The organism is Acidisoma silvae (assembly GCF_020618775.1).
Classification (GTDB): domain Bacteria; phylum Pseudomonadota; class Alphaproteobacteria; order Acetobacterales; family Acetobacteraceae; genus Acidisoma; species Acidisoma silvae.
Genome location: NZ_JAESVB010000001.1, coordinates 842,980 through 866,732 on the forward strand (window position 1 = coordinate 842,980; position 23,753 = coordinate 866,732).

The following is a 23,753-nucleotide window of genomic DNA, read 5'->3' on the forward strand; positions in this document are numbered from 1 at the left end:
ATGTGTGGCATTTTTGTCTGCTGATAAATCAACAACAGCGCGTGTCGCTATTTGATCACACTATGTACTTTTCTAATAAGACTTATACAGAATGGCGTGTTAATAACGTTCCGAAAAAGATCCAAATTGTATTTTCGATGCAATGACGTTCTTAATTTCTTAGCCTGTCTGCCGAATTTTTGGATTACCACCGCAGGCAGGCGGCGCGGATGACGGAAATGCGTCAAACCGCGCGGCCTTAAGTGGGGCAGCATTGTTCCGGGAAAATTTAAGTCTGGAACACAAGATTCGGAATGCAAGCCATCCTAGGCAGACGGAAAATCAGGTTTTGCCGGTCAGCAGATGCTTGAACCGGTCCATCTGACCGGCCTCCAGGTCCGAGACGGCCCGGAAATTCATGCCGCCCTGCGACCAGGCGAATATATTGTAGCCTTGAACCACGTGGAATGACGCGGCTCCGCTGCCGGGCCAGACGAAAAGGTCGATCAGGTGCTTGTCGCGCCGATAGACGAGCGCCGCCACCGCCCGCCCGGCGATATAGTCCAGCCGGCCACCCGTCAGCGGATAGCCCTGGGCTGCCAGATCTCTGACCGGCGGGGCGAAATCCAGCCTGCCGTCAAACCACGGCTTGACGGTATGCCGGTCTGTCGAGGCGACGTCGAACAGATGTCCGGGCTGTAGCGCGCGGATATGGGCAGAGACGAAGGCATCCGTGTTGCTTTGATCAGGGCTGTGCAGCGGCAGCCAGGCCAGCAGCGACAAGCCGGCGGCGAGCGCCGCGCCCGCGCCGAACCAGCCGGCGTCCCGTTTCGACCAGCGTGTCGCCACGCGCCCGCGCCAGGATGGCTGCGACGCCACGTCGGCCAGCACCGCGCGGCGCAGATGAGGCGGGGCGGCATAGCGCGGGGCGTCCGCCCGCAGGCGCGCCGACAGACTGCCGAGCGATTGCCGCAGGGCCTGACAGGTTTCGCAACCCGCCAGATGGACGGTAAGGGCGGCAGCCTCGGCCGCGCCCAGTTCGCCGTCCAGTTCCGCCTGGATCAGCAGGTCCATGCCTTCGCAGGATTCGCGGGTCATAGAGCGGCTCCCGTCATCAACTGCCGCGCCCGGAACAGCCGCGACATCACGGTCCCGATCGGCACCTCCACGATCTCCGCGATCTCTTTATAGGTCATCTCCTCAAGCTCTCGCAGAACCAGGCATTCACGCAATTCCTCGGGCAAGCCGGCAATGGCCCGGTCAAGCGCCTGGCTGCGCTGGCTTTGGTCCAGATCGGTTTCAGGGGTGCCGGTCGCGCCTGGCAGCCGGTCGAGGCCGATGCCGTCCAGCGGCACTTCCCCGGCGCGACGGCGCGCGTCCAACCGCGCGTAGAAGACATTCCGGACGATGCGCAGCAGCCAGGGCTTGGCATCGCCGCGCAAGCCCTGATGGTAGCGGAGCGCCCTCAGCATGGCCTCCTGCACGATGTCATCGGCGGCCGTGGGGTCTCCGGCCAGCCAGCGGGCGACATTATAGGCCGCGTCGAGATGAGGCAGTACGAGACGCTCGAACTCCGGATGTCGTTTCGGCACGGCTGGCCCCGTTCTCTCCCGAAACGACCTTAGCATGGCGCCGCCGGGCCAGGGCCATAGCTATAATCATACTAATGGATGATAGGGGCTTGGACTCACGCGAATGCGTTGCCGCTTCGTCCGTGCCGTGCCGCTCCGCGCCGTGCAGAAGATTCGCCCTGACGCGCTCTATGTCCGCGCCGGCCACCACCAGCGGCGCATAGGCCAGTGCGTCGCGCACCAGATGACTATCCGTGACGGGGCGGCTGAAATCGGGGTGCAGTTGCACGACCGTGCCGCCATTGGCGAAGGACCGCCGATTGCCTGTATCCAGAAAGGTTTCGGCGGGCATGCCTTCGGCCAGAATCACGTCATGCTGGTCCAGCTCGATATGATAATAGGTCACCCGCTCGGTCGCGACCTGGGCAATCGTCGTGCCGTTGATAAGATGCTTGATGGGAATCAGCACGCCCTCGGCATAGATCGCGTGATCCGGCGACAGAATCAGATCGCGCGCCGGCATGGCAGCGCCGAAGGCCTCCGCCGCCACACGCACCGGCAGCACGATCTCCGGACGCGGATGCCGCCGGCAATCCACGCGCCGGCGACCGATCCAGCGGATGGGCTGCCACCATCCTTCGATCGTCAGAACCTTGTCGCCCGCCAGCAGGTGCTCCACCGCGATTTCGCCGCGGGACGTCATGATGCGTGTGCCGGCGGCGAAGCAGGGGGCGCTGTCGACATCGCCGAGCTGCGCCGCATTGGCGGCAATCGCCTGATCCAGCGCCGTGCCGGTGAATTGGGTGAGCAAAGTAGCAAGCTTGGTCGCGTCCGGGCCAGCTGCGAACAAGGCCGGGGTGAGGCCGGCCTGCGCCGTGCGGGCAACTGCACTTTCCGCGATCAGCAGGGCATCGCCCGTGAGGGTCGCACGGGCATCCGCTGCCGCATTCAAGGCCGCGATGGCGGCGGAGGCCTTGTCCACGGCGTCCGCGTCGACCGGCAGATAGATGGCATAGGTCAGCGCCGCATGGATCACCGCCGGGTCAGCGAGGTTGACGGTCGTCATGTCGTTGAAGACCAGAGCCAGGCCCTGGTTCAGCATGGTCCAGAACGAACTTGTGGCATCGGTGCTGAAAACCGCACCCAGAAAGGCCGTGCCGGCGGCCAAGGTATTCATGACTTTCACGCCGGCCACGAAGGCGGCGGCGGCATCGGCATTGCCGGCCTTCACGCCTGCTATAGGGTCGCTGTTGAGAAGATCGTAACTGCCGCCGATGCCGAAGGCCGACAGCACGCGCGGTGCGGAGGACGCGCCGCTCATCCCAAACAGCAGCGTCGTCAGCGGCGTGATCATCCGCGCGCCGGCCGGCGTGCCGAGCGGCAGGGTCTGCGCCAGCCGCGTCAGGGTATCCGTGCCGCCGGTCGAGAACAGATTGGCCCCGGCGTCGCCCACCGTGAAATGGCCGGTGGCGTCGCTGACGCCCGAGGCTTCGCCGTCATCCGGGATGCCGTCGAAATTGGTATCGGCGAAGACCGTCGCGCCCGCGATATAGCCGTCCTCAACCTGGCCGGAGACGCCCTGCGCGGCGACATAGGCGCGGAGTTGATCCGCACTCATGACCGTGCCGCCGCCGAAGGCAAAGCGGTCGATGCCGGTCTCCGTCGTATTACCTTCCGGTGCGCCCGGTCGGGTATCGGTGATCGTGAAGCCGCCCGTCGCGGGGTTGTAGCGGATTGTGAAGGCGTCGATGGCGCCAAGATAAATCAGCGTGTCGCCGGTGCCGGATGTGTCATCGATGATGTCATTGCCGCCCGAGGCGCCATAGAAATCATCGCCCGCGCCGCCATAAAGCGTGTCATTGCCGGAGCCGCCGGTCAGCGCGTCGTCGCCGTCGCCGCCGTCCAGCAGATTGTCGCCGCCGCCGGTTACCGTCAGCGTGTCGTTGCCGTCACCGCCATAGGCGCTATCGCCGGACCCTCTGATGATAAGCCTGTCATCGCCGGAATCGCCGTAGATGACGCCGCCCGTGCCATCGACGTACAGGGTGTCATTGCCGGCGCCGCCATGGGCCGTGGGAATGCTGCCATCTGTCGTATTGGCAAGCAGGGTGATGAGATCGTTGCCGGCGCCGCCCAGCAGGGTATCGGCGCCGCCATTGCCTTCGATCGTGTCATTGCCGTAGCTGCCATTGATGACATTGGCGCCCGCATCGCCGCGCAGGATGTCGTTATAGTTGCTGCCGGTCAGGTTCTCGATGGAGACGAGGGTGTCACCAGTGCCGTCGCCATCACCGGCCTGCGGGCCGGTGACACCCAGGTCGATGGTGACGGGTTTCAGCGACAGGGCATAATCGGCCGTATCCGTGCCTGCGCCGCCGTCCAGCAGGTCGCCGCCGCCATTGCCCTGCAAGGTGTCATTGCCGGCCAGCCCGTAAAGCTGGTCATTGCCGCTGCCACCTTTCAGGAAATCGTCGCCCCCCGTGCCGGGTTTGGTGAAGCCGCCGGTCGCAGGATCGAGGATGACGATCTTCTCGGCATTGACCCGTTCCGAATAGCCCGAGGTATAGCCGCTGGAATATTGAAACAGGATGCGGCCGTCGGTGAGCTGGATAGCGTTGAAGGGCGGGGATGCGGCGCCGTTCTCATCGGGGATGAAGTCGTTATTGTCGATCTGGACCGGAACGCCCGACCCGCCGAGCTGATACATGGCATGCCAGACAGGGTAGGGATTTCCGCTGCCGGTCGACGTCATGTAGTAGGAAAGCACACCTGGAATCGCGAAGACATTGTTGAAGGCGTAGCTTGCAAAGACGCCCAGATCCTCGTCATTGCCGGCAACATTGCCGCTGGCATCGACGCCGTTGCGGAAGGCATGCAGTTTCTGGCTTTCTGGCACCGCTTCGGATGTATTCGCCGCCCAGGTCAGCACCGCGCCGCCGCTGGAGGAGGATGACAGCGATACATGCCAGTTGATCTGGCCGCTGCCCGAGCTGTGCCCGGTATTGACCAGAAAATCATCGCCGATCGGGTTGCCGTTCGCGTCCAGGATGCGACCGCGAATGCCCGCGCCACCGCCGGCGCCATGCGTCGACGTATCCCAGACGACCAGGATATTGCCGCTGCCGAGCCGCATCATGCTCATGGAACCGCCGTCCCAGGGCTCGTTATTGACCTGTATGCTGTCGATCAGCACGCCATGCGCATCGTAGCGGAAGACGTAAAGCGCCTGCGACCCGACCTCTGCGACGGACAGGCGCAACGCCGCGAAACCGCCGCCATTCAGCGCTGCGACATAGGCGTATTCGGTGGTGAAATCGCTGCTTGGGTTCGGCAGAATATCGAAGCCGCCAAAGACCGGCGTAGTATCGGGCGAGAAGCTGACGGCGCCAGGGTCCATGTTCTGGAAATCGGAGAGCGAGACGCCCTGCAAGGTCAGATCGTCATTGACGCCGTGGCTGCCTTTGGCGAATTCGATGACCGTGTCATTGCCGACCTGCGTCGCCTTGCTGAGCAGAGTCTGCCAGTCATGCACACCGGTTTTGGTGAGGTCGAGCGAGTCTGTATTGACGTTGAAATCCGTGATCGTCGTCAGGCGATAACCGCTGGCATAGACGAAGGTGTCGCTGCCGGTGCCACCCGTCAGGGTATCGGTGCCGAAGACGGTGCCGTTGGGCGTCGTGATCGTCTCTTCGCCGCTGCCGCCGCCGTCGAGCACGTCATCGCCGGACCCGCCATTCAGCGTGTCGAGTCCGGCGCCGCCATACAGCGTGTCATTGCCGCCATTGCCGTTCAGGAAATTATTCGCGCTATTGCCGGTGATGGTGTCGTCACCGTCGCCGCCATCGGCATTCTCGATCAGATTGGTGTCGGTCGGGTCCGCGATATTGGCGACCTGATAGGTGATGGCGACATTGTCTGTATAGCCGAGCAGGCTGGAATAGGAGCCGGGCATGAGGTCGATGGTCTGCTTGCCGGCATAGCCCGAGGCGTCGATCGTATCATTGCCGCCACCGTCCCAGATGGTGAAGACAGGTTGCTTGTCGTCATCGAAGTTGAAGAAGTCCCAGCCGGCATTGGAATGAAAGCCGTAGGTGGTGTCGGTGTCGCGCGTATTCCAATTGACGCCGTATTTGGACTGGATCGTCGCGATGTCATCCAGCATCGGCGTCGAGGGGTTCAGGCCGCCATTGGTATCCAGATGCCATCCATCGGCGAAGTCGGGCCCGAAATAGGACATAATCGAATATTGCAGGGAGTCCTGCGCATAAACGGCGTCCGCCGCATAAGTCGGCTTCGTCTTGTCCGTGGCGTCGTAATTGCCGGGATGGGACAGGCCCAGCGCATGGCCGATTTCGTGCAGAAAGGTGGTGAAGCCGAAACTGCTGAGCGTCAGCGCGTTGCTGGCATTCGTGTTGCTATTCGCATTGATCAGCACGGTCGCTTGGGTGATCGGAAAATCCGGATAGCTGCCGAGGGAATCGACCTGCGGTCCAAGCGTTCCGCCTGTCACGCCGGACTCGGATGCGGGCATGTCACCGCTATAGGAAAAGGTGATATCCGCCTGGGATGGGTCGGTGACGGCGACAAGCTGGATATTGCCGATCAACTCGTCCCAGATCGCGAAAGCCTTCTGCGCGGCTGCGACTTCCGCATCCGTCATCGCCTCCCAGCCACTGTCGCTTTGCACCGGCACATTGGACGCGATGGCATAGGTGACGGTGGTGCCAATCGGCCAGGCCTTGAAGAAGGGCGAGGTTCCCCACGACGTCTGAAGCTGAAACTCGATCGCATCGAGATCGTAGCTGGGCTTCGCGACAAGTGTGGTGGCTGACATGGGCAGGCTCCGGTCCAGAGCCCGCACCGCACGGGCCTAGCCGCAGCAGATTCGGGATCCTGCCGTTTTATTCAGGACCACACGCTTTCGTGAGAATAAGGGCGGGTTCGCAGATCGCATCATGAGCTAGCGGCAACGCTTGCGTCTTATGGCCAAGGCAGGCCAAAGAGATTGCAGCGTATCGCGCCGAAAGAAGGTTGGGGTTTTGTCTGTCCGTCGAGCCTTCATTGGCGTCGTTACTGTTTTGGTTGTGGGATCGATTGGGGCAGGGGCCTTTTTCCTCAGCCGGATCGATCCGAACGACTATAAGCCCGAGATCCAGGCGGTTGTGCTCAAGGCCACCGGCCGCGCCCTGACGCTGGATGGGCCGCTCAGCGTCAGCCTGTCTCTCTGGCCGGTCATCACGGCCGAGAAGGTCCAGCTTGCCAACCTGCCCGGCGGATCCCGCTCCTATATGGTGCGGGTCAACCAGTTCCGCGCGCAGCTATCTCTGCCTGCCTTGCTGTGGCACCGGCTGGAGATTCTGAACCTCAGCCTGACCGGGCCGAATATCCTGTTCGAGGAAGTGGATCATCAGCCGAACTGGCTGTTTAAGGCCGCACAGCCGGCCGGTGCGTCCAATATGCCTGCGGCCGCCACACCTCCGGTCAAATCCTCTGGCGGTTTCAGTCTGCGCATTCGCGCGGTTCATATCGTCAATGGCATGATCACCTTCCGGCTGCCGGCTAAAACGACGGTCGTCGGCGTGAAGGCGCTGGACTACAGTCACAGTCAGGACGGCGGCCCGGTCAGCATCGCCTCCACCCTGGTCTATTCCGATTTCGCGCCCTTCACGGTCGCCGTTCATGGCACGCCCACGGGCGGCGTTTCCGCGCCCTGGAAAACACGGCTCGATTTCGCGGCTTTCGGCGCCACGGCCAAGGCGGCCGGCACGGCCAGCCTGGACGGCAGCTTCGATGCGACCGTGCAGGGACAGGCCCCGAAACTGGAAGCCTTGAACGCTTTGCTGCCGGCGCTGGGCCTGCCCGCGCTGCATGGTCTCGTTTTTTCCACCCATGTGACCAATGGGCCGGTGCGCGGCGACCTGCCCATTATCGGCCAGAGCAGCGTCCGTTTCGGCAGTGCCGATTTCACCAGCGTCATTCCCGGCCTGCAATTCGGCGCGGTCAGTCTGGCGGTCGATCATGCCGGCGGCACGGCGCAGGTAAAGGCCGCCGGACAATATCAGACGGAACCCTTCACGCTCGCCGCCAATCTCGGCATGCCGGCCGACCCGAATGCCGCCAACCGCCTTGCGCTGCATCTGACCGCCCAGGCTTTCGCGCAAAACCGCGCCGATCTGAAACTGGACGGCACACTGGCGCTCACAAGCCTGCGCTTCGCCGGGCTGGATGCCGCGACCGTCCTGCATATGCCCGCTTTGGCCAAGCTGCGCGCGCTCGTCTCGCCGGCTGTGCCGGACCTCACGAATATCACCTTCAGCGGCAATATCGCCTTGCCGGCGGCGCTGACGCAGATCGGCCTGACCAAAGCGACGCTCGCCACCAGTTCCGGCACGCTGGCGGGCAGTGCCACGATCGGTATCGGCCTGCCCGTGCGCGCGCAGGCACAGTTGCAGGCGCAACAACTGGATGTGGACGCGCTGATCAAGGCTTTCGGCCTGACATCGGATAGCGCGGCCAAGCCAGCGCCAGCGGCGGCCGCGTCGAATGGCCCGCTGATTTCGGACACAGCCTTGCCTTGGCCGCTGCTGCGCGGCCCCGATATCGATCTGCGGGCCGAGGTCGACCGGCTGACCTTCCTGCATCAGGCTTGGGATCATCTCAGCCTCGGCCTGCGCGTGAAGGATGGCCGCCTGACGCTCGATCCGCTGCGCCTGGGCGCGTCACCCGCGCTCGCCACCGTCACTTTGAATGCCGATGCGACCCCGGCCATACCGGCGGTGCAGTTTCGCTTGAGCGCGCCGGCATTGCCGCTGGCTTTCCTGACCGGGCGCCTGGGGCTGCCCGGGCCGGCGGCGGGCAATCTCGCACTCAATACGGTGGTGACCGCGCAAGGCAAAAGCCTGCATGCCATGGCCGGCACTTTGACCGGGTCGCTCTCCGCCCGCATGGGCGCCAGCAGCATCAGCAATGCGACGCTCAAGCTTCTGGCTCAGGCCTCGCTGGATGCGCTGCACATCACCGTGCCGGCCCAAGGGCAGACGGCCATCCGCTGCTTCGCGCTGGACGGCAGCTTCACCAAGGGCATCGCCAATTTCAAAACCATCGCGCTCGACAGCACCTATTTACAGATGGCGGGGGACGGGCAGGTGAATATGGGGGCCGAGACGATGGCGCTGAAGCTCCATCCCATGGCCCGCATCGTGGGGTCTTCGGTTGCGGTGCCGGTTATCGTGGATGGACCCTGGCGCACGGCCAAGGGCACGCTTCAGGCTTCCGTCCTGGATAAGGTGGGCCTGCTGCTGGACGGGCTGTTCGGCGGCGATACGGCCAAGGGCTGCGCCGCGCCGCCCGGTTCATCATGAGAGGCTGAGACGCGTCCTATGGGTCATCCTCCGATCCTGGCCAGCAAGTCGGCAACCCGCCGGCAGATGCTGGACTCCGCTGGTGTCGCGTTCGATGCGCACTCCGCCGACGTTGATGAGGCTGCGATCAAGGAAATCTGCCGCGCGGGCGGGCTGGATGCGCCAGCGACCGCTTTGAAACTGGCTGAGGCCAAGGCCGCCGCCATCGGCGCGCGCTTTCCGGGCCGCGTGGTGATCGGCGCCGATCAGATGTTGGATTGCGGCGGCGTCTGGTTCGACAAGCCGGCGGATATGGCCGCCGCCGCCGATCAACTCCGTCATCTGCGCGGGCGGATGCACGAACTGCCGACCGCTGTTGTCTGTTGGCGTGACGGCGTCGTGCTGTGGCGCCATGTGGAAACTCCGCGCCTGACGCTTCATGCTTTCACGGAAGCCGAGCTTGCATCCGTGCTGGCGGCGGAAGGGGATCGGCTGCTGGACAGCGTCGGTGCCTATCGGGTGGAAGGACCGGCCATCCGCCTGTTCCAGGCCATCGAAGGGGATTGGTTTTCCATCCTCGGCCTGCCGCTTCTGCCGCTGCTCGGGTTTCTGCGACGTCAGTGAGGCGCGGCCCGTCAGCCTTCGTAGACCCGCCCGTTCTCCATGCGCAGGACGCGATCGACATTGCGCAGGGCCTGAGACCGGTGCGTAATCAACAACGTCGTGCGGCCGCGCATCAGCGCCGCCAGCGCATCAAGCACGATCCGTTCGGATAGGGCGTCCAGGCCCTCCGTCGGCTCATCGAGAACAAGAATCGGGGCGTCCTTCAGGAAGGCGCGGGCAATGGCGATGCGGCGCGCCTGGCCGCCGGACAGCTGCGTGCCGACTTCGCCCACCATCGTCTCCAGCCCATCCGGCATGGCCTGCACTTCGTCCCAGATGCCGGCCTGGCGCAGGGCCGCCTGCATCTCGGCGTCAGTCGCATCCGGCTTGGCGAGGTGCAGATTCTCACGAATGCTGGTGTTGAACAGATGCGTCTGCTGCGCAATGACGGCGCAAAAGCCGCGCACCGTTTCGCCGCTCAGCTGGCGGATCGGCATACCGCCGATCTGCACGTCACCCTTTTCCCAGTCCCAGAAACGGAGGAGCAGATTGGCAAGACTGGTCTTGCCGGACCCGGTCGGGCCGACGATGCCGACGGAGGTGCCGGCCGGCACCGCCAGGGTGACGCCATCCAGGGCCCAGGGCGCATGCGGCGCATAACGCAGCCCGACATCGCGGAAGGCGATGTCGAAACGGACCGGCGGTGGCGCTTCCCGCACCGGTTCCTGCACGGCCGGCGCGGTATCGACGATTTCGAAAATACGTCGCGCGGCGGCCAAGGTTTCGCCCAGCGCACGATAGGCATTGGGCAACCCGCTGACGGCGTCGAAACTGGCCAGCACGAACAGCGTGACCATGGCGATATCCGGGCCGGACAGCAGCTTGGCGGTGGCCAGCGGAATGGCGCAGATCAGCGCCATCAGCATCGTGGCTTGCACGACGAACAGGCCGAGCCCGCCGGATGCCGCTTCCACCCGCGCCTGCTGGCGCTCGTGACCGATCAAAGCCTCGTAACCCGCTTCATGCTGCGCAGTCTGCCGGTCCAGCGCGCCGAAGACCCGCAACTCCTCAAAGCCACGGATGGTGTCGGCGATATCGGCGCGTAGCGCACCGCGCTGCGCGACGGCCGCCTGGCCGGGGCGGCGCGCGAGGCGGAAGGCGAGGACGGGCAGAGCCAGGCCCACGATCAGCAGGCCGAGCAGATCGGCCAGTGCCGCACCCATGCTGAAATAGGCCAGGAACACAACCATCAGCAGGGCGCAGACGGGCGCCACGATGCTCGGTGCCAGCACGCGCAGATAGAAATTGTCCAGACTGTCGATATCGGCGCGAATACGGCTGAGCAGATCGCCCGAGCGATGCATCTGCAACCGCGCCGGGGCCAGGGGTTCCAGATGCTGGTAGAACCAGACACGCAGGTCTGACAGCAGGCGGAAGGTCGCCTCATGCGTCGTCAGCCGTTCCAGATAGCGGCCGACAGTCCGGATGATGGCCAGCGCCCGGATGGCGGCGGCCGGCAGGAAATATTCCAGGTGCAGCAGGCCGAGCCCGGCCAGACCCATGGCCGCGATGAACCAGCCGGACAGCGCCAGCAGCCCGACATTGGTGAGCACGACGATAATGCCGAGCAGGATGCCCAAGGCCTGCCAATGCCAGTTGGTGCTCAGCAGTCCCAGAAGACGGCGCAGGTCTTTCATAGCGCGCCCTCATGATACAGCGCGCTCATCGCGGCATAATCGCTCTGCTGTTCCTTGAGGAACGCGGCCGTGCCGGATTCGACGATGCGGCCGTCGCGCATTACCAGAACACGGTCGGCGGCTTCCGCCGTCTCCAGCCGATGGGCAATCAGCAGCACGGTCGTCTCACGCGGCAGCGCCGCAATGGCATCGCGAATAAGGCCAGCGGTCGTCTGGTCAAGGCTCGCCTCGGCCTCGTCGAGGATCAGCAGATCGGCGGGCTTGAGCAGGGCGCGGGCCAAAGCGATGCGGCGGATTTCGCCGCCCGACAGGCCCTGGCCGCGCTCGCCGATGACGGTGTCATAGCCGTCCGGCAGGCGGGTGATGAAGTCATGCGCGGCGGCGGCACGCGAGGCGCGGAGGATCGCATCCTCGGTCGCGTCCGGCACGCCCAGGCGGATATTGTCGGCAATGGTGCCGGCAAACAGCGTCGGTCGCTGCGGCATCCAGGACATACGGGCGAACCAGTTTTCTGGGGCGATGTCGCGCAAGTCGGTGCCGTCCAGCGCAATGCGGCCGGCGTCAGGCTGCGCCAGTCCAAGAAGAAGCCGGGCGAGGGTGGACTTGCCCGAGCCGCTCGGCCCCACCAGAGCCACGCGTTCACCGCGCGTCAGCGTCAGGTCGATACCGGCAAGCGCCGGCTGCTCGGCGCGATAGGCGAAATGCACATCCTCGAAGCGGATGGTGCGGAAGATCGCAGGTGCCGCTGCCGTGCCGGGCGCCGTTTCCGGCTCCGGCGTTTCCAGCAGCGCCACGATCCGTTCGGAAGCCGCAATCGCATCCATGCGCGCATGATATTGCGTGCCCATGGCGCGCAGCGGGCGGAAGAATTCCGGCGCCAGCAGCAGCACGAAGAAGCCGGGCAGGAAATGCATCTGGCCGTAATAGAGGCGGAAGCCGATGAAGACGGCGACCATGGCGACGCCGAGGGTCGTGAAGAATTCCAGCACCAGCGATGACAGGAAGGCGACGCGCAGCACGCTCATGGTGCTCTGGCGATACTCGTCGGAAATGCGGCCGATGATCTCGGCCTCGTAGCGGCTGGCGCCGAACAGTTTCAGCGTCGTCAGCCCTTCGACGACATCGAAGAACTGCGCGCTCATCAGCGCCAATTTGCGCCACTGCGTCTGGTTCAGGCGTTCGGTGCCGCGGCCGATGACGATCATGAAGATGGGGATCAGCGGCGCGCCGACCAGCAGGATAATGCCGGAAACCCAATCGGCCGGGAAAACGGCGACCAGCAGGGCGATGGGCAGGAAGGCCGCGATCATCATCTGCGGCAGATAGGTAACGTAGTATTTGTCGAGCGTATCGACGCCTTCCACCAGCAGGCTGGCGAGGTCGCCGCTGCGCTCGCTGCCGATGAAGCCAGCGCCGAGGCGGGCGATTTTGGCGTGCAGCGTTTGCCGCAGGTCGCGCTTCACGCGGGCGCTGGCGGCAACCGCGCTGATCGTGCCGCCATGGCTCATCAGTGCGCGCAGGAAGAACAGTCCCACCAGCGGCCAAAGCAGCGGAAGGACGCTGGTCAGGCCGCGATGGGCGAAAATAACCCCGGTGACGGCTTTGGCCAGCAGCCAGGCTTCCGGAATGAGAAGCAGGCCGCTGAGCGCGCCGAGGGTGATAGCGGTATTGAGGGGGCGCCGGGCGATTTTCGCCCGGCGCTTGAGCCAGCCATTCAGCGTGCGAGTGACCGCGCGCGGCATGGGAGGCTTGTGGGTCGTCATGATCTTATCAAGCCGTCAGATGCCTGAAGGCGTCCTGTTCTCAGTGATAAGCTGCCAGCGCCGAGACGCGGGCCCGGAAGACCCAGATCTGATAGGCGTTGTACATCAGCATCACCGGGAAGAAGCCGCCCATGGCGAGGGTGAAGGTAAAGAGCGAAACCGCCGGGCTGGCGCCGCTATAGATGGTCCAGGTGCCGGGTACGAGCCAGGGATAGATGGTCCACATCATGGCACCCGCCATGATGGCGACCGCCGCGTTGAACCACAGGATGGCCGCGACATCGCGGTCATGATGGCTGGCCACCCGCATCTTATAGGCCGTGAAGATCACGACCAGCAGCACGATGCCCCAGATCCAGAAGTTACGGCCGAACCATTTCGAGGACGCCCAGGGGAAGATGGCGGCGGAGGCCACGACCGTGATGGCGACGGCGACCAGCGCCAGCCAGAAGATGGTTTTGGTCCAGTGCGCGGCCTGTTCGCGGATCGGCTCGCCATGTTCGAAACGGGCGCGGATGAACAGCGTCCCGGCGAGCGTCACGGCGATGACGGCGGCAACGCCCGTCCAGATGCTGAAGCCAGAGATGAAGCGGAAGGAACCGCCGACATAGGTCGGGATCACGCCCGGCGTATTCGTCAGCGGAAAGCCCTGCATCACCGCGCCCACCGCCATGCCGCCGAAGAAGGCGACGGCTAGGCTGGAGAAGCCGAAGCAGATATCCGAAAAGCGCTTCCAGGGCTCATCCGCCAGATGGCGGAATTCCAAAGCCAGCGCGCGGGTGATCATGCCCCAGAGGGCGAGGGCCAGCGGCACCATCAGATAGCTGAAGGCCGAGCCGTAGACGAAGGGGAAGGTGCCAAAGAGCACGCCGCCCGCGACAATCAGCCAGGTTTCGTTTGCGTCCCAGGTGCCGGCCATGGCCGACATGATGGCGCCACGCTCATGATGGCTGCGCACGAAAAGGGAGAAGACGCCGGCGCCGAGATCGGCGCCGTCGAGCAGGATGTACAGCAGCACGCTGAAGTCGAGTGCCAGCCACCAGGCGAAGGTGACGAGGGATTGGATATGGTTCAGCCCGTCCATGGTTCAGGCTCCCGTATGATGCGTGTGAATGTGGATCATGTCAGCGGTCGCCTCAGATCGGACGGACATAGGAGGGGGCTTCGTTTCGGCCGTGGCGCGGCTCCAACTCACCCAGATGCTGGTCACCGCCATGGGTGACGGGGCTGGTCATATCCGGACCCATGCGCATCACCTTGGCGAAGAAGAACCAGGTGCTGCCCCAGACGATCAGTTCGAAATAGATATAGCCGAGCAGCCAAAGGACGGCGGAGGTCAGGTCCATATGGCTGACGCCCTGTTCCGTCCGCATCATGCCATAGACAACCCAGGGCTGACGGCCGATTTCGCGTACCCACCAGCCGCACCAGATGCTGATATAGGGCAGGAAGCCGACCAGGATCGCGGCCCACAGGAAAAGGCGATTCTGAAAGATGCGGTTCACCGCGAAGCGGCCGCGCAGGATGAGGAAGGCGCCCCAGAAGGCGAAGAGCATGATGGCACCGCCGGCGGCGGCCATGATGCGGAAGGCATAGAAGGGGATCACGACCGGGGGCTGGTCGGCCTTCGGGAAGCTGTTCAGCCCTTCCACCTTGCCGTTCCAGGTATGGGTCTCCAGCAGGCTCAGCACATGCGGAATGCTGATCGACCAGGCCATGCCGTCACCCGCCGCATTCGGCCAGCCCACGACCTGCCAGCTGGTATCGACCGAGCCGTCCGGATTGTAGGTATTGTAATGGCCTTCCATGGCGGCCAGCGCCGCCGGCTGGTCATCGGCGACCACCAGGCCAAGCCCGTCGCCCAGATAGACCTGCAAGGGCGCGATGATGACGAGGGCAAGCACGGCCCATTTCAGTGGCCGCTGGAAGAGGTCGACATGCTTGCGCGTCAGCACGAACCAGGCCGCGACTGCGATGACGAAGCACAGCGCCAGTTCGATCGCCGCGAACAGCATATGCGGGAAGCCGAGCCAGACATCCGGGTTCAACAGGGCCGCGAACCAGTCCGTCACCTGGAAGATGCCGTTCTTGAACTCGACGCCGGTCGGCGTCTGCATCCAGGAATTAGCGTCCAGAATCCACATGGCCGAGAGGCAGGACGAAATCGCGACATTGGCGGTGGCAAACAGATGCATGCCACGGCTGATCTTGCCCCAGCCGAAAACCATCAGGCCGATAAAGCCCGCCTCATACATGAAGGCGGTGATGGTCTCGTAGCCCAGAACCTGGCCGAAGAAGGGGCCGGAGGCCTGGGAGAAGGGGCCGTAGAGAATGCCGAACGCCATTTCCATGGTGATGCCGGTCGCGACGCCGGCCGCGAAATTCACGATGAAGAGGCGGCCGAAGAAGCGCACCACCCGGTACCAATGCTCGTCATTGGTGGCGACCCAGCGCCATTCGGCGAAGAATAGCAGAACGGCCAGGCCGATGGTCAGCGGCGGATACAGGATATGCATGGTGGTGATCCATGCGAAGTCCAGCCGCGACAAGAATACGGACAATGCACTCGTCGACATCACTCACGCTCCGTAACGGAATTGGCTAGGCAGATCGTTTCCTGACCCGTTCGTTTTATGACCGAACTTGGGTTGCAAGGCATCTCTATTCCGTGCGTGGCCAAGCGCCAGGGGCGGGCGGATGACATTGGGGAGAGATGTGCACGGTCAGTCATAGAGGGCCGTAATTTCAGAAATTTCTGAAATTACGGTACTACTAAATTGATCTGTGTCAACGATTCTAGGGGATAGAAGGCATGCGGGGCCGCACGGCTGCGGACGGTCAGCCGATCAGCGCCGCCACGCTCTGCGCCGTCGCGGCCGAAAGGGTCCAGCCGAGATGGCCGTGGCCGGTATTGTAGAAAACGCGCGGATCACGCCCAGGCCCCACCAGCGGCATCATGTTCGGACGCATCGGGCGCAGCCCTGCCCAGGGAACCGCCTGGCGCGTGCTCATGCCCGGGAAATGCGTGCGGCACCATAAAATCAGCGGGTCAATGCGCGCCGCGCGGATATCCTTGTTCTCGCCATTGAACTCCGCCGTCCCGGCGACACGGAAGCGCGTATGCCCGAGGCGGCTGGTGACGATCTTGGCGCGGTCGTCCAGCAGGCTGACCCAGGGGGCGCGCGCCTGATCCGCCGGATCGGTCAGGTCGACGGTGATGGAATAGCCTTTGACCGGATAGATATTGACGCGGTCGCCCAATTGGGCTGCCAGGGCGCGCGAGCGCACGCCGCCGCAGATGACGATCTTGTCGAACAGGTCATGATCCAGGGCAGACTCCGTTGCGGATTCCGCGTCGCGGGACTGCACGTCGATGCCGGCACTGGTGGCGCGCACGGCCGTCACGTCGCGGCCGAAACGCAGGCTGGCGCCCTTGCGCGCGCAGGCGGCGGCCAGGCCGAAGGTGAATTTGTGGATATCGCCGGTAAAGTCCGATGGCGTGTACCAGCCGCCATAGATTTCGCCGTGCAGGCTCGGCTCGATGGCGCGGATTTCGGACGGCGTCACCGCCCGGCGTTCCAGCCCGCCCCGGGCCAGCAGGGCGGAGACGCGGCCCGCTGCCTCGAACTCGCCTTTCGATCCATAGAAATGGAGAATGCCGCGCTGTTCGCAGTTGAAGTCGATGCCCTCGGCTTCCGCCATGGCGATGAGATGGCGGCGCGCTGCGATGGCCAGCCGTACGGTCGCGACCGTATTCTCCTCATAGCGCGGAATATTGGCGACGAATTCGGCCATCCAGGAAAGTTTGTGCCAGGACGGGGCTGGGTTGAGCAGCAAGGGCGCGCCCGGCGTGAACATCCATTTGATGCCCTTGAGGACCGTCGCCCAGCTGTTCCAGACCTCCGCATTGGAGGCCGAAAGCTGGCCGCCATTGGCGAAGGACGTCTCCATCGCGGCATAGGGCTGACGGTCGAAGACGGTCACGGCATGGCCTTGGCCGAGAAGGGCATAGGCCGTGGTAATGCCGGTGACGCCGGCGCCGATGACGGCGACACGCGATGGGCGTGCGGTCGGGGGGAGATGTGCAGACATAGAGGCTCCGTGCCGCGACTGCGGCCTGAGCCCCCTCTGTCATTGGCCTGAGAGCATCGCTTCATCCAGTCACTGGAATGAAAGCTTACACCATCGGCGTGGGCTGAAGCCCACTTTTCAGAGTCGAAACCAGCAGCGGTCCTATTTACCTGAGAGTTTCCGGGGCGGTTGCTCCTTCGGTGCCACCCCTTTCGGGATGGGCTCTTCCGCTAGCGCCCTTATCCGCAGCTTGGCTTTTACGGTCAAGCATGATGACCAGGGACGCCGTTGCGGATGGCGCATTGCAGGCGCTACGGTGCGGACCAGTAGTCGCTGAGATCGATGCCGTTCTTGGCGCGGTCGAAGACGTCATCCGGCGCCGGCCCCTGGCGGGACAAAGACAGCAGATCCTGGTTGAGCGTCACGAAGGGGCGCATCCGCGCCTCATAGCGCTGGAAGGCGGCCTCTGCGTCGGTGGGCGTGCGCGCCAGTTCCTTGGCCAACACAAAGGCGCCGATAATGGCAAGGCTGGTACCCTGGCCGGTGAAGGGCGAGGGGCAATAGCCGGCATCCCCCACCAGGGCCACGCGCCCATTCGACCAGGACGGCATCTTGACCTGGGCGAGCGGACCGAACCAGAGGTCGGACGCTTCCGGCAGATGCTCCAGCAGGGCCGGAATCGGGCCGCCCAGATGGGCGGTGCGGCGCAGGATGATATCGCGCTGCGCTTCCGGGTCGCCGCGCGGGAATTCGTCCGGCATCAGGGCGAAGCCGAGATTGACGCGCAGATCCTCATTCGTCTGCGACGGGTAGATGACATAGCCCGAAGTCTCGTCCCGGAAGGACAGCTGCCAATCCGTCAGGCCCAGGATATTGGGAACCGTGTAGATGGCGAAGCCGACGCCGAGCGGCGCCAGCCAGCGGCCGTCGCTGTCGAAGGCGAGCCAGCGCACGTTCGACCGCAGGCCATCGGCCCCCACAACGATATCGAAGCGCCGGTCGGCCGCGCGGCGAAAACTGGCGAGGACGGCGGTATCGTCATCCTCCAGCTCCTCGATACTGTCGCCATAGAGGTATTCGACCTTGTCCTGGCTCGCTTCCACCAGAAGCCGGGACAGGTCATCGCGAAAGATTTCGACATCGCCGGAATCGAGCCGCCCGGCGCTGGCCGTGCGTTCCGTGGTGCGGGAGATTTCCTGGCCCTGCCTGTCCAGCACCGTCATGCCCTTGTGATGCGTGCGCAGTGCCATCACAGCCGGCAGCAGGCCCATGCGCTCGATCACGGTCAGCGCCGGACCGCGAATATCAATGGCCTGGCCGCCGGCGCGCATGCCCGGCGCCTTCTCAACCAGCGTCACCGACCAGCCGGCGCGGGCAAGCCAAAAGGCGAGGGTTGGGCCGGTGACGCTGGCGCCGGAAATCAGGGCAGAGGGCATGGCTTGGCACCTGGTCTTGTTGCGTTGTCGCAGAATGCCAGATTTGGGCGCCCGCTGGACAGTTGCAATCCCGGGGCAGCGGAACTGGGTCAACCATGGGCAGCGACCCAGAGGCCGGGCGTGAGGGCGGCTGACCCGCGTGCTGTTGTCCCGGCGGTTCCATGACGAAGTGAATGAAAGTTTCTCGGTTCTATTTTACAGAGGAGAATGGTGTGTCCGGAGGAGTTTCAACGTGATCAAAGCTGACCCGTATAACTGGCCCTATGATGGTGCGATGTCGCCGGCGGATACCGCGCTCATCATCATCGACATGCAGACGGATTTCTGCGGCAAGGGCGGCTATGTCGACAGCATGGGCTATGACATCGCCGAAACGCAGCGGCCGATTGCGCCGATCGCGGCCGTGCTGGCGGCCATGCGGGCAGGCGGCTATCACATCATCCATACGCGGGAAGGCCATCGGTCGGACCTGTCGGACCTGCCGGCCAATAAGCGCTGGCGGTCCCGCCAGATCGGCGCCGGCATCGGTGACCCGGGGCCGTGCGGCCGTATCCTGATCCGCGGCGAACCGGGTTGGGAGATCATCCCCGAACTCGCGCCCATCGCTGGCGAGCCGATCATCGACAAGCCCGGCAAGGGCAGTTTCTACGCAACCGATCTGGAACTGTTGCTGCGCGTGCGCGGCGTGCGTAATCTGATTCTGACCGGCATCACCACCGATGTCTGCGTCCATACCACGATGCGGGATGCCAATGATCGCGGCTTCGAATGCCTGCTGCTGGAAGATTGCTGTGCGGCCACGGATCGCGGCAATCATGACCATGCCGTCAAGATGATCAAGATGCAGGGCGGGGTTTTTGGCTCGGTCTCCAATTCCGCAGATTTCCTGGCAGGTCTCGGATGACCAATGCTTTAGGGCTCGAATCTGCCGGTCTCGCCGCGTCTTCGGCTGTCGCCGATCGATGACCGTGACGACGGATGTGTTGCTAATTGATATCGAATTCAGCGGGCTGGAACTGCGCAAGATCACGCTGCATATGATGCATGAGGCGCGGCTGGCTGGTGCGGCGATGAGGCTATGATTAGTCATCCCCGCGTAGGCGGGGATCTTCCTGGCCAAGGTGCCGACACGAAGCGGAGAAGATGCCCGCTTTCGCGGGCATGACGGCTGGAGGCGAGTCCAACTCAATCAAAATAATGCCTGTCCAAATCCTCCAGCAACCCGATCTCACGCGGCTGCCAGCCTAGCGTCTCGCGCGTCCATGCGCTGCTGGTCGGAATATCCATCTGCGCGAAGGGGGCGAACCAGGTGAAATGCGCGGCGACGGCTTCGCCGCTCAGGCTTTCCACCGGCAGGCCAAGCTTGCGTCCGATCAACGTTGCGATCTCCCGGAAGGGAACGCCGCGCTCATCCGTCGCATGATAGCGCGCGCCGGCCGTGCCTTTCTCCAGCGCCAGGCGATACAGCCGCGCCGCGTCCAGCCGATGTACGCCCGGCCAAAGATTGTCGCCCGCGCCGATATAGGCGGAAACACCCTTTTCCCGCGCCATGCCGATGATCATCGGCACGAAGCCGTGGTCACCCTTGTCATGGGTCGAGGGCGCCAGGCGCACCACCATGGCCCGCACACCCTGCTGGGCGAAGGTTGTAACCGCTTCTTCCGACACCGCACGCGGATGGCGGTGCGGCGCATCGCCGATCACCGTTGCCTCGGTGATCAGCGGCAGGCCTGAAAACAGGCCGATGCCGGAAGTGACGATCAGCGGCTTGCCGCTGCCGGCCAGCGCCGCGCCCATGGCGGTGACGACGCGGCCGTCGGTCACGCAATTCTCCAGAAATTTGGAAAAGTCGTGATTGAAGGCCAGGTGGGCGACGCCGTCCGTGCCGGCAGCGGCCTGCGCCATGCCCTCGGCATCGTCCAGACTGCCGCGAAAGACTTCGGCGCCCATGGCGGCCACCTTGGCCGCGCCCGCGTCGCTGCGTGCCATGCCCAGCACTTGATGGCCGGCGCCGATCAGTTCCTGCGTGACGGCGGACCCCACGAAGCCGCTGGCACCCGTGACGAAATAGCGCATGATCTTGCTCCCTGATCGTTTGCGTCAGCCTGGATAGACCTGGGCGCTGCATACGATCTATGCTGTGACGTCCGCATTATCTTCGCGATCGTCCAGATGGAGACCGAATGGACCCGCTATCCGATGTCCTGTCCCTGCTGCGGCCGCAGAATTACTTCTCGGCCGGCACCACGGCGTCGGGCGCCTGGTCGCTCGGCTTTCCGGATCAGGCCGGCACCATCAAATGCGGCGCCGTCGTCACCGGCGCCTGCTTTCTGGCGGTCGCAGGCGGAGGCTCGGTCTATCTGGAGGAGGGGGACGCTTTTCTGCTGCCGAGCGGGCGGGATTTTCGCCTCTGCACCGATCTGGCGCGCGCGCCCGTCAATGCGGTCGCGATGCTCAAGCGCCAGGGCCATCGCGCGGGCAAAGGCGGTATCGCGCATTTCGAGGGCGAGCCTGTGCCGGGGCAGGCCGTGGCCCCTGTGTCCCTGGTGTCCAGCCGCTTTACGCTGGCCGACAAGCACGGCCATCTGTTGCTGCGCGTTCTGCCGCCCATCGTACATATTCGCGGCGGCCGGCAGAGCGATCTGCGCTGGGCGGTGGAGCGGATGATGCGGGAATTGCGAGACCCGCAGCCCGGCGGTTTCCTCATCATCGAACATCTGGCGCATATGATTCTGGTGCAGGCCTTGCGGCAGCATATGCAGGATAGCCGATCCACCAGTATCGGCTGGCTTTTCGCGCTGACGGACCCGCAGATCGGCGCCGCCATGAGCGCGATGCACGAAGCGCCCGCCCAGCGCTGGACCTTGGCCACGCTGGCAGCGCAGGCCGGCATGTCACGGTCCAGCTTCGCCCAGAAATTCAAGGAGACGGTGGGCAGCGCACCGATGGATTACCTGACCCGCTGGCGGATGCTGCTGGCGGCGGAGCGGCTGGCGCAAAACGAGGATTCGGTGTCCGTTATTGCGCTGTCACTTGGCTATTCATCGGAAAGCGCCTTCAGCACCGCTTTTAAGCGCATCATGGGTGTATCGCCGCGCGACTATGGCCGTCAGCCGGATGCCTTTTCTATTCCGCCGCCGCAGCAGCTTCTGCCGGCGACGTGATGGTGAGCAGCCTACTGCCTGCAACGGGCTCATCCTGCATGAGCGCAGTTAACCAGCGACGGACGGGGCCATCGTAAAGGCGTGACAGGATCATGGCGCCTATCGCCGAGACGGCCAGCGCCATGGCCACGGCGGAGCCTGGATGGTGTTGGATCAGCGAGCGGGCTGCATGCAGGTTCTTGAATATTCTCATCACCGGCTGATGGATGAGATAAAAGGGATAGGATAGTTCCCCCAGCAGTTTCAGCGCAGGCGCGATGCGCGGCCCGGCTGCGGCGGTTCCGGTAATGACGATAAGCGGGATCACCAGAACGATGGCGACAAGATCGGTTTGCCAGTTGCCGAAAGGCGTGACGAGCAGCAGTGGCAGCGCCAGGAAAGCAGCCCAGGACCAGATCGCATGGCGGTCTTTGTAAAGACGCCAGTGCCAGATCATGACACCTGTCAGAAAGGGGAAGGCGACACGGGCGAAGCCGCCGAGAAAGGCAGAAGGGGATTGGTAGCCGAGGTCATCGATCGACCGGAAATGCCATGCGGTCAGGGCAAGAATCAGTCCGAATACAGCCAGTGTACCGGCATTTATAACACGCCGCCTGACCGTTCCGAACGCAAAAGCGATATTCGCCGCCAGCTCAAAAAACAGGGACCAAACCGAATTGTCGGTCGGATAGGCCTGAAGGCCGAATAACAGGCCGGCCGGAACCATTTCGATCGATAGAACGGAAATGATCAGCGCTATCGACAGTTGATGGCCGCCTTTAGCGACGCTGCCGGCGATATAGACAAGAGCGCCGAGCACGAGACCCGCAATGAGCAGAGGAGCCAGGCGAATGATTCGTCTACCAAGATAATTTGCCACCGGCATTCCGGCATCAAGCTTGTCTGCATAAGCATGGGCGATGACAAATCCGCTGAGGCAAAAGAAGAAGTCAACCGCCAGATGCGCATTGGGTAATATGGCCCGCGTCGGATCCAGAAGAAGATATCCATGCAAGACCGCGACAAAAATTGCCGCCACGCCGCGCATTCCATCCAGGTAAAGGAAATGGTTCGTTCGTTTTACGGTCATGTCGCAATGCTGAAGAAGGTTCAAAATATCATTATGATCTTTGAGAAAGATCGAAATCAGGGGAGACCGTTCAGTATTGATGCATCAATTACATGAATCACGAAAGCGCGTTCGGCAAAGGCTAGGTGGCGTCGTCCTAATGTTCAAGCAGTCATTTTCGATCGTTGCTTGTCCGTGATTGCGCCTTTGTCGTGATAAATGGCTGATTTCGTTCCGTCTTTTCTTGTTAATCGTTTTTTCGAGGCGATCTGATCGGCGGCATGATTAATTCGAAGTACATCCTTTCGGGTCATTGTGATTAATTTGGCTTACGCCCTGTGGGGGCGGGTGTAATCTGCCATGTGCGGTCTGGGACTTGTGGCCTCGGCTATTTGCCGCTTCAGATAACATGCAGAGAACAGGACAAGATCATGGACGCCGAACGCCCGCCGCTGCCGCCGTATCTGACCTTGGAGGATGCCGCCCGCAAGGCGCGCGGAGCCGAGGATGCCTGGAACAGCCGAGACCCGGCGCGGGTGGCATTGGCCTATACGCCGGACTGCCGCTGGCGCAATCGGGGTGAGTTCATCACCGGCCGCGCCGAGATCGAAACCTTCCTGACCCGCAAATGGAACAAAGAACTGGACTATCGGCTCATCAAGGAAGTCTGGGCCTATAGCGGCAATCGCATCGCCGTGCGCTTCGCCTATGAATGGCATGACGACAGCGGCAACTGGTTCCGCTCCTACGGCAATGAGAATTGGGAATTCGACGCGCGCGGACTGATGCAGCTGCGCATTGCCAGCATCAACGACCTGCCGATTGCCGAGAAAGCCCGCCTGTTCCATTGGCCGCTCGGCCGCCGGCCGGACGATCATCCGGGCCTGACCGACCTCGGTCTTTGACCGAGGTCGGATGGGTGCCATGCGGCTCGGGCGTTGATCCCGGCGGCGCATGACGCTTAGATGGGCGCCACATCAGGGCGGGTTCTATCCCCGCCATCGTAAGCGTTAACGTCAATCAACGCACGGACTAGGTGGCGAAAGCCATCCGGGGCCGTGCGACTGCATCCCTAGCAGCT

At 63.5% G+C, this 23,753-nt stretch carries 16 protein-coding genes and 2 riboswitches; of the genes, 5 read left to right on the top strand and 11 right to left on the bottom strand.

Annotation, left to right across the window (positions count from 1 at the left end):
* Window positions 1-321: 321 nt before the first annotated feature.
* From ASILVAE211_RS04040 to ASILVAE211_RS04050, 3 genes are read right to left on the bottom strand one after another with little or no spacing between them, the layout of a single operon-like run.
* Window positions 322-1,077, bottom strand: a complete 756-nt coding sequence (locus tag ASILVAE211_RS04040) for an anti-sigma factor family protein (protein ID WP_227319982.1) — start codon at window positions 1,075-1,077, stop codon at window positions 322-324.
* Window positions 1,074-1,571 carry a sigma-70 family RNA polymerase sigma factor gene (locus ASILVAE211_RS04045; protein WP_227319983.1) on the bottom strand — a complete coding sequence of 166 codons (498 nt, stop codon included), beginning with the start codon at window positions 1,569-1,571 and terminating at the stop codon, window positions 1,074-1,076. The genes ASILVAE211_RS04040 and ASILVAE211_RS04045 overlap by 4 nt, the downstream gene beginning before the upstream one ends.
* Entirely contained in the window at window positions 1,510-6,384 is a 4,875-nt protein-coding gene (locus ASILVAE211_RS04050; RefSeq protein ID WP_227319984.1) for a Hint domain-containing protein, read from the bottom strand. The genes ASILVAE211_RS04045 and ASILVAE211_RS04050 overlap by 62 nt, the downstream gene beginning before the upstream one ends.
* Before the next feature lie 205 nt (window positions 6,385-6,589).
* Here ASILVAE211_RS04050 and ASILVAE211_RS04055 point away from each other — a divergent pair, with 205 nt between their 5' ends.
* On the top strand, window positions 6,590-8,911 hold the full coding sequence (locus ASILVAE211_RS04055; protein ID WP_227319985.1) for an AsmA family protein: 2,322 nt from the start codon (window positions 6,590-6,592) through the stop codon (window positions 8,909-8,911).
* Window positions 8,912-8,929: 18 nt separating this feature from the next.
* Entirely contained in the window at window positions 8,930-9,514 is a 585-nt protein-coding gene (locus tag ASILVAE211_RS04060; protein WP_227319986.1) for a Maf family protein, read from the top strand.
* A gap of 11 nt (window positions 9,515-9,525) precedes the next feature.
* On the opposite strand, the gene cydC is transcribed toward ASILVAE211_RS04060, so the two are convergent.
* From cydC to ASILVAE211_RS04090, 6 genes are all read right to left on the bottom strand, one after another.
* Window positions 9,526-11,190: a thiol reductant ABC exporter subunit CydC gene (gene cydC / locus ASILVAE211_RS04065; protein WP_227319987.1), complete on the bottom strand. Its 1,665-nt coding sequence runs from the start codon at window positions 11,188-11,190 to the stop codon at window positions 9,526-9,528.
* On the bottom strand, window positions 11,187-12,953 hold the full coding sequence (cydD, locus tag ASILVAE211_RS04070) for a thiol reductant ABC exporter subunit CydD (protein ID WP_227319988.1): 1,767 nt from the start codon (window positions 12,951-12,953) through the stop codon (window positions 11,187-11,189). Before cydD ends, cydC begins: the two co-directional genes overlap by 4 nt.
* Before the next feature lie 40 nt (window positions 12,954-12,993).
* Window positions 12,994-14,037 carry a cytochrome d ubiquinol oxidase subunit II gene (locus ASILVAE211_RS04075; RefSeq protein ID WP_227319989.1) on the bottom strand — a complete coding sequence of 348 codons (1,044 nt, stop codon included), beginning with the start codon at window positions 14,035-14,037 and terminating at the stop codon, window positions 12,994-12,996.
* A 52-nt stretch (window positions 14,038-14,089) separates the two neighbouring features.
* Window positions 14,090-15,529, bottom strand: a complete 1,440-nt coding sequence (locus tag ASILVAE211_RS04080; RefSeq protein WP_227319990.1) for a cytochrome ubiquinol oxidase subunit I — start codon at window positions 15,527-15,529, stop codon at window positions 14,090-14,092.
* 262 nt (window positions 15,530-15,791) lie between these two features.
* The gene (locus ASILVAE211_RS04085) at window positions 15,792-17,045 is read right to left on the bottom strand and encodes a D-amino acid dehydrogenase (RefSeq protein ID WP_227319991.1); all 1,254 of its coding nucleotides are present in this window, start codon (window positions 17,043-17,045) and stop codon (window positions 15,792-15,794) included.
* Window positions 17,046-17,079: 34 nt separating this feature from the next.
* Window positions 17,080-17,168: riboswitch (glycine riboswitch) on the bottom strand.
* Window positions 17,169-17,171: 3 nt separating this feature from the next.
* Window positions 17,172-17,264: riboswitch (glycine riboswitch) on the bottom strand.
* Window positions 17,265-17,335: 71 nt separating this feature from the next.
* The gene (locus ASILVAE211_RS04090) at window positions 17,336-18,460 is read right to left on the bottom strand and encodes an FAD-dependent monooxygenase (protein ID WP_227319992.1); all 1,125 of its coding nucleotides are present in this window, start codon (window positions 18,458-18,460) and stop codon (window positions 17,336-17,338) included.
* A gap of 232 nt (window positions 18,461-18,692) precedes the next feature.
* On the opposite strand from ASILVAE211_RS04090, the gene biuH reads away from it, so the two are divergent.
* Window positions 18,693-19,364: a biuret amidohydrolase gene (gene biuH, locus ASILVAE211_RS04095; RefSeq protein WP_227319993.1), complete on the top strand. Its 672-nt coding sequence runs from the start codon at window positions 18,693-18,695 to the stop codon at window positions 19,362-19,364.
* A 281-nt stretch (window positions 19,365-19,645) separates the two neighbouring features.
* On the opposite strand, the gene ASILVAE211_RS04100 is transcribed toward biuH, so the two are convergent.
* Window positions 19,646-20,536: an SDR family oxidoreductase gene (locus ASILVAE211_RS04100; protein ID WP_227319994.1), complete on the bottom strand. Its 891-nt coding sequence runs from the start codon at window positions 20,534-20,536 to the stop codon at window positions 19,646-19,648.
* 107 nt (window positions 20,537-20,643) lie between these two features.
* Here ASILVAE211_RS04100 and ASILVAE211_RS04105 point away from each other — a divergent pair, with 107 nt between their 5' ends.
* Window positions 20,644-21,624, top strand: coding sequence for an AraC family transcriptional regulator (locus ASILVAE211_RS04105; protein ID WP_227319995.1), 981 nt, complete (start codon window positions 20,644-20,646; stop codon window positions 21,622-21,624).
* Here ASILVAE211_RS04105 and ASILVAE211_RS04110 read toward each other — a convergent pair.
* On the bottom strand, window positions 21,587-22,693 hold the full coding sequence (locus ASILVAE211_RS04110; RefSeq protein ID WP_227319996.1) for an acyltransferase family protein: 1,107 nt from the start codon (window positions 22,691-22,693) through the stop codon (window positions 21,587-21,589). The genes ASILVAE211_RS04105 and ASILVAE211_RS04110 overlap by 38 nt on opposite strands.
* Window positions 22,694-23,103: 410 nt before the next feature.
* Between ASILVAE211_RS04110 and ASILVAE211_RS04115 the strand changes: the two genes are divergently transcribed.
* Window positions 23,104-23,577 (top strand): nuclear transport factor 2 family protein, encoded by a 474-nt coding sequence (locus tag ASILVAE211_RS04115; RefSeq protein ID WP_227319997.1) that lies wholly within the window; start codon window positions 23,104-23,106, stop codon window positions 23,575-23,577.
* Window positions 23,578-23,753 lie beyond the last annotated feature (176 nt).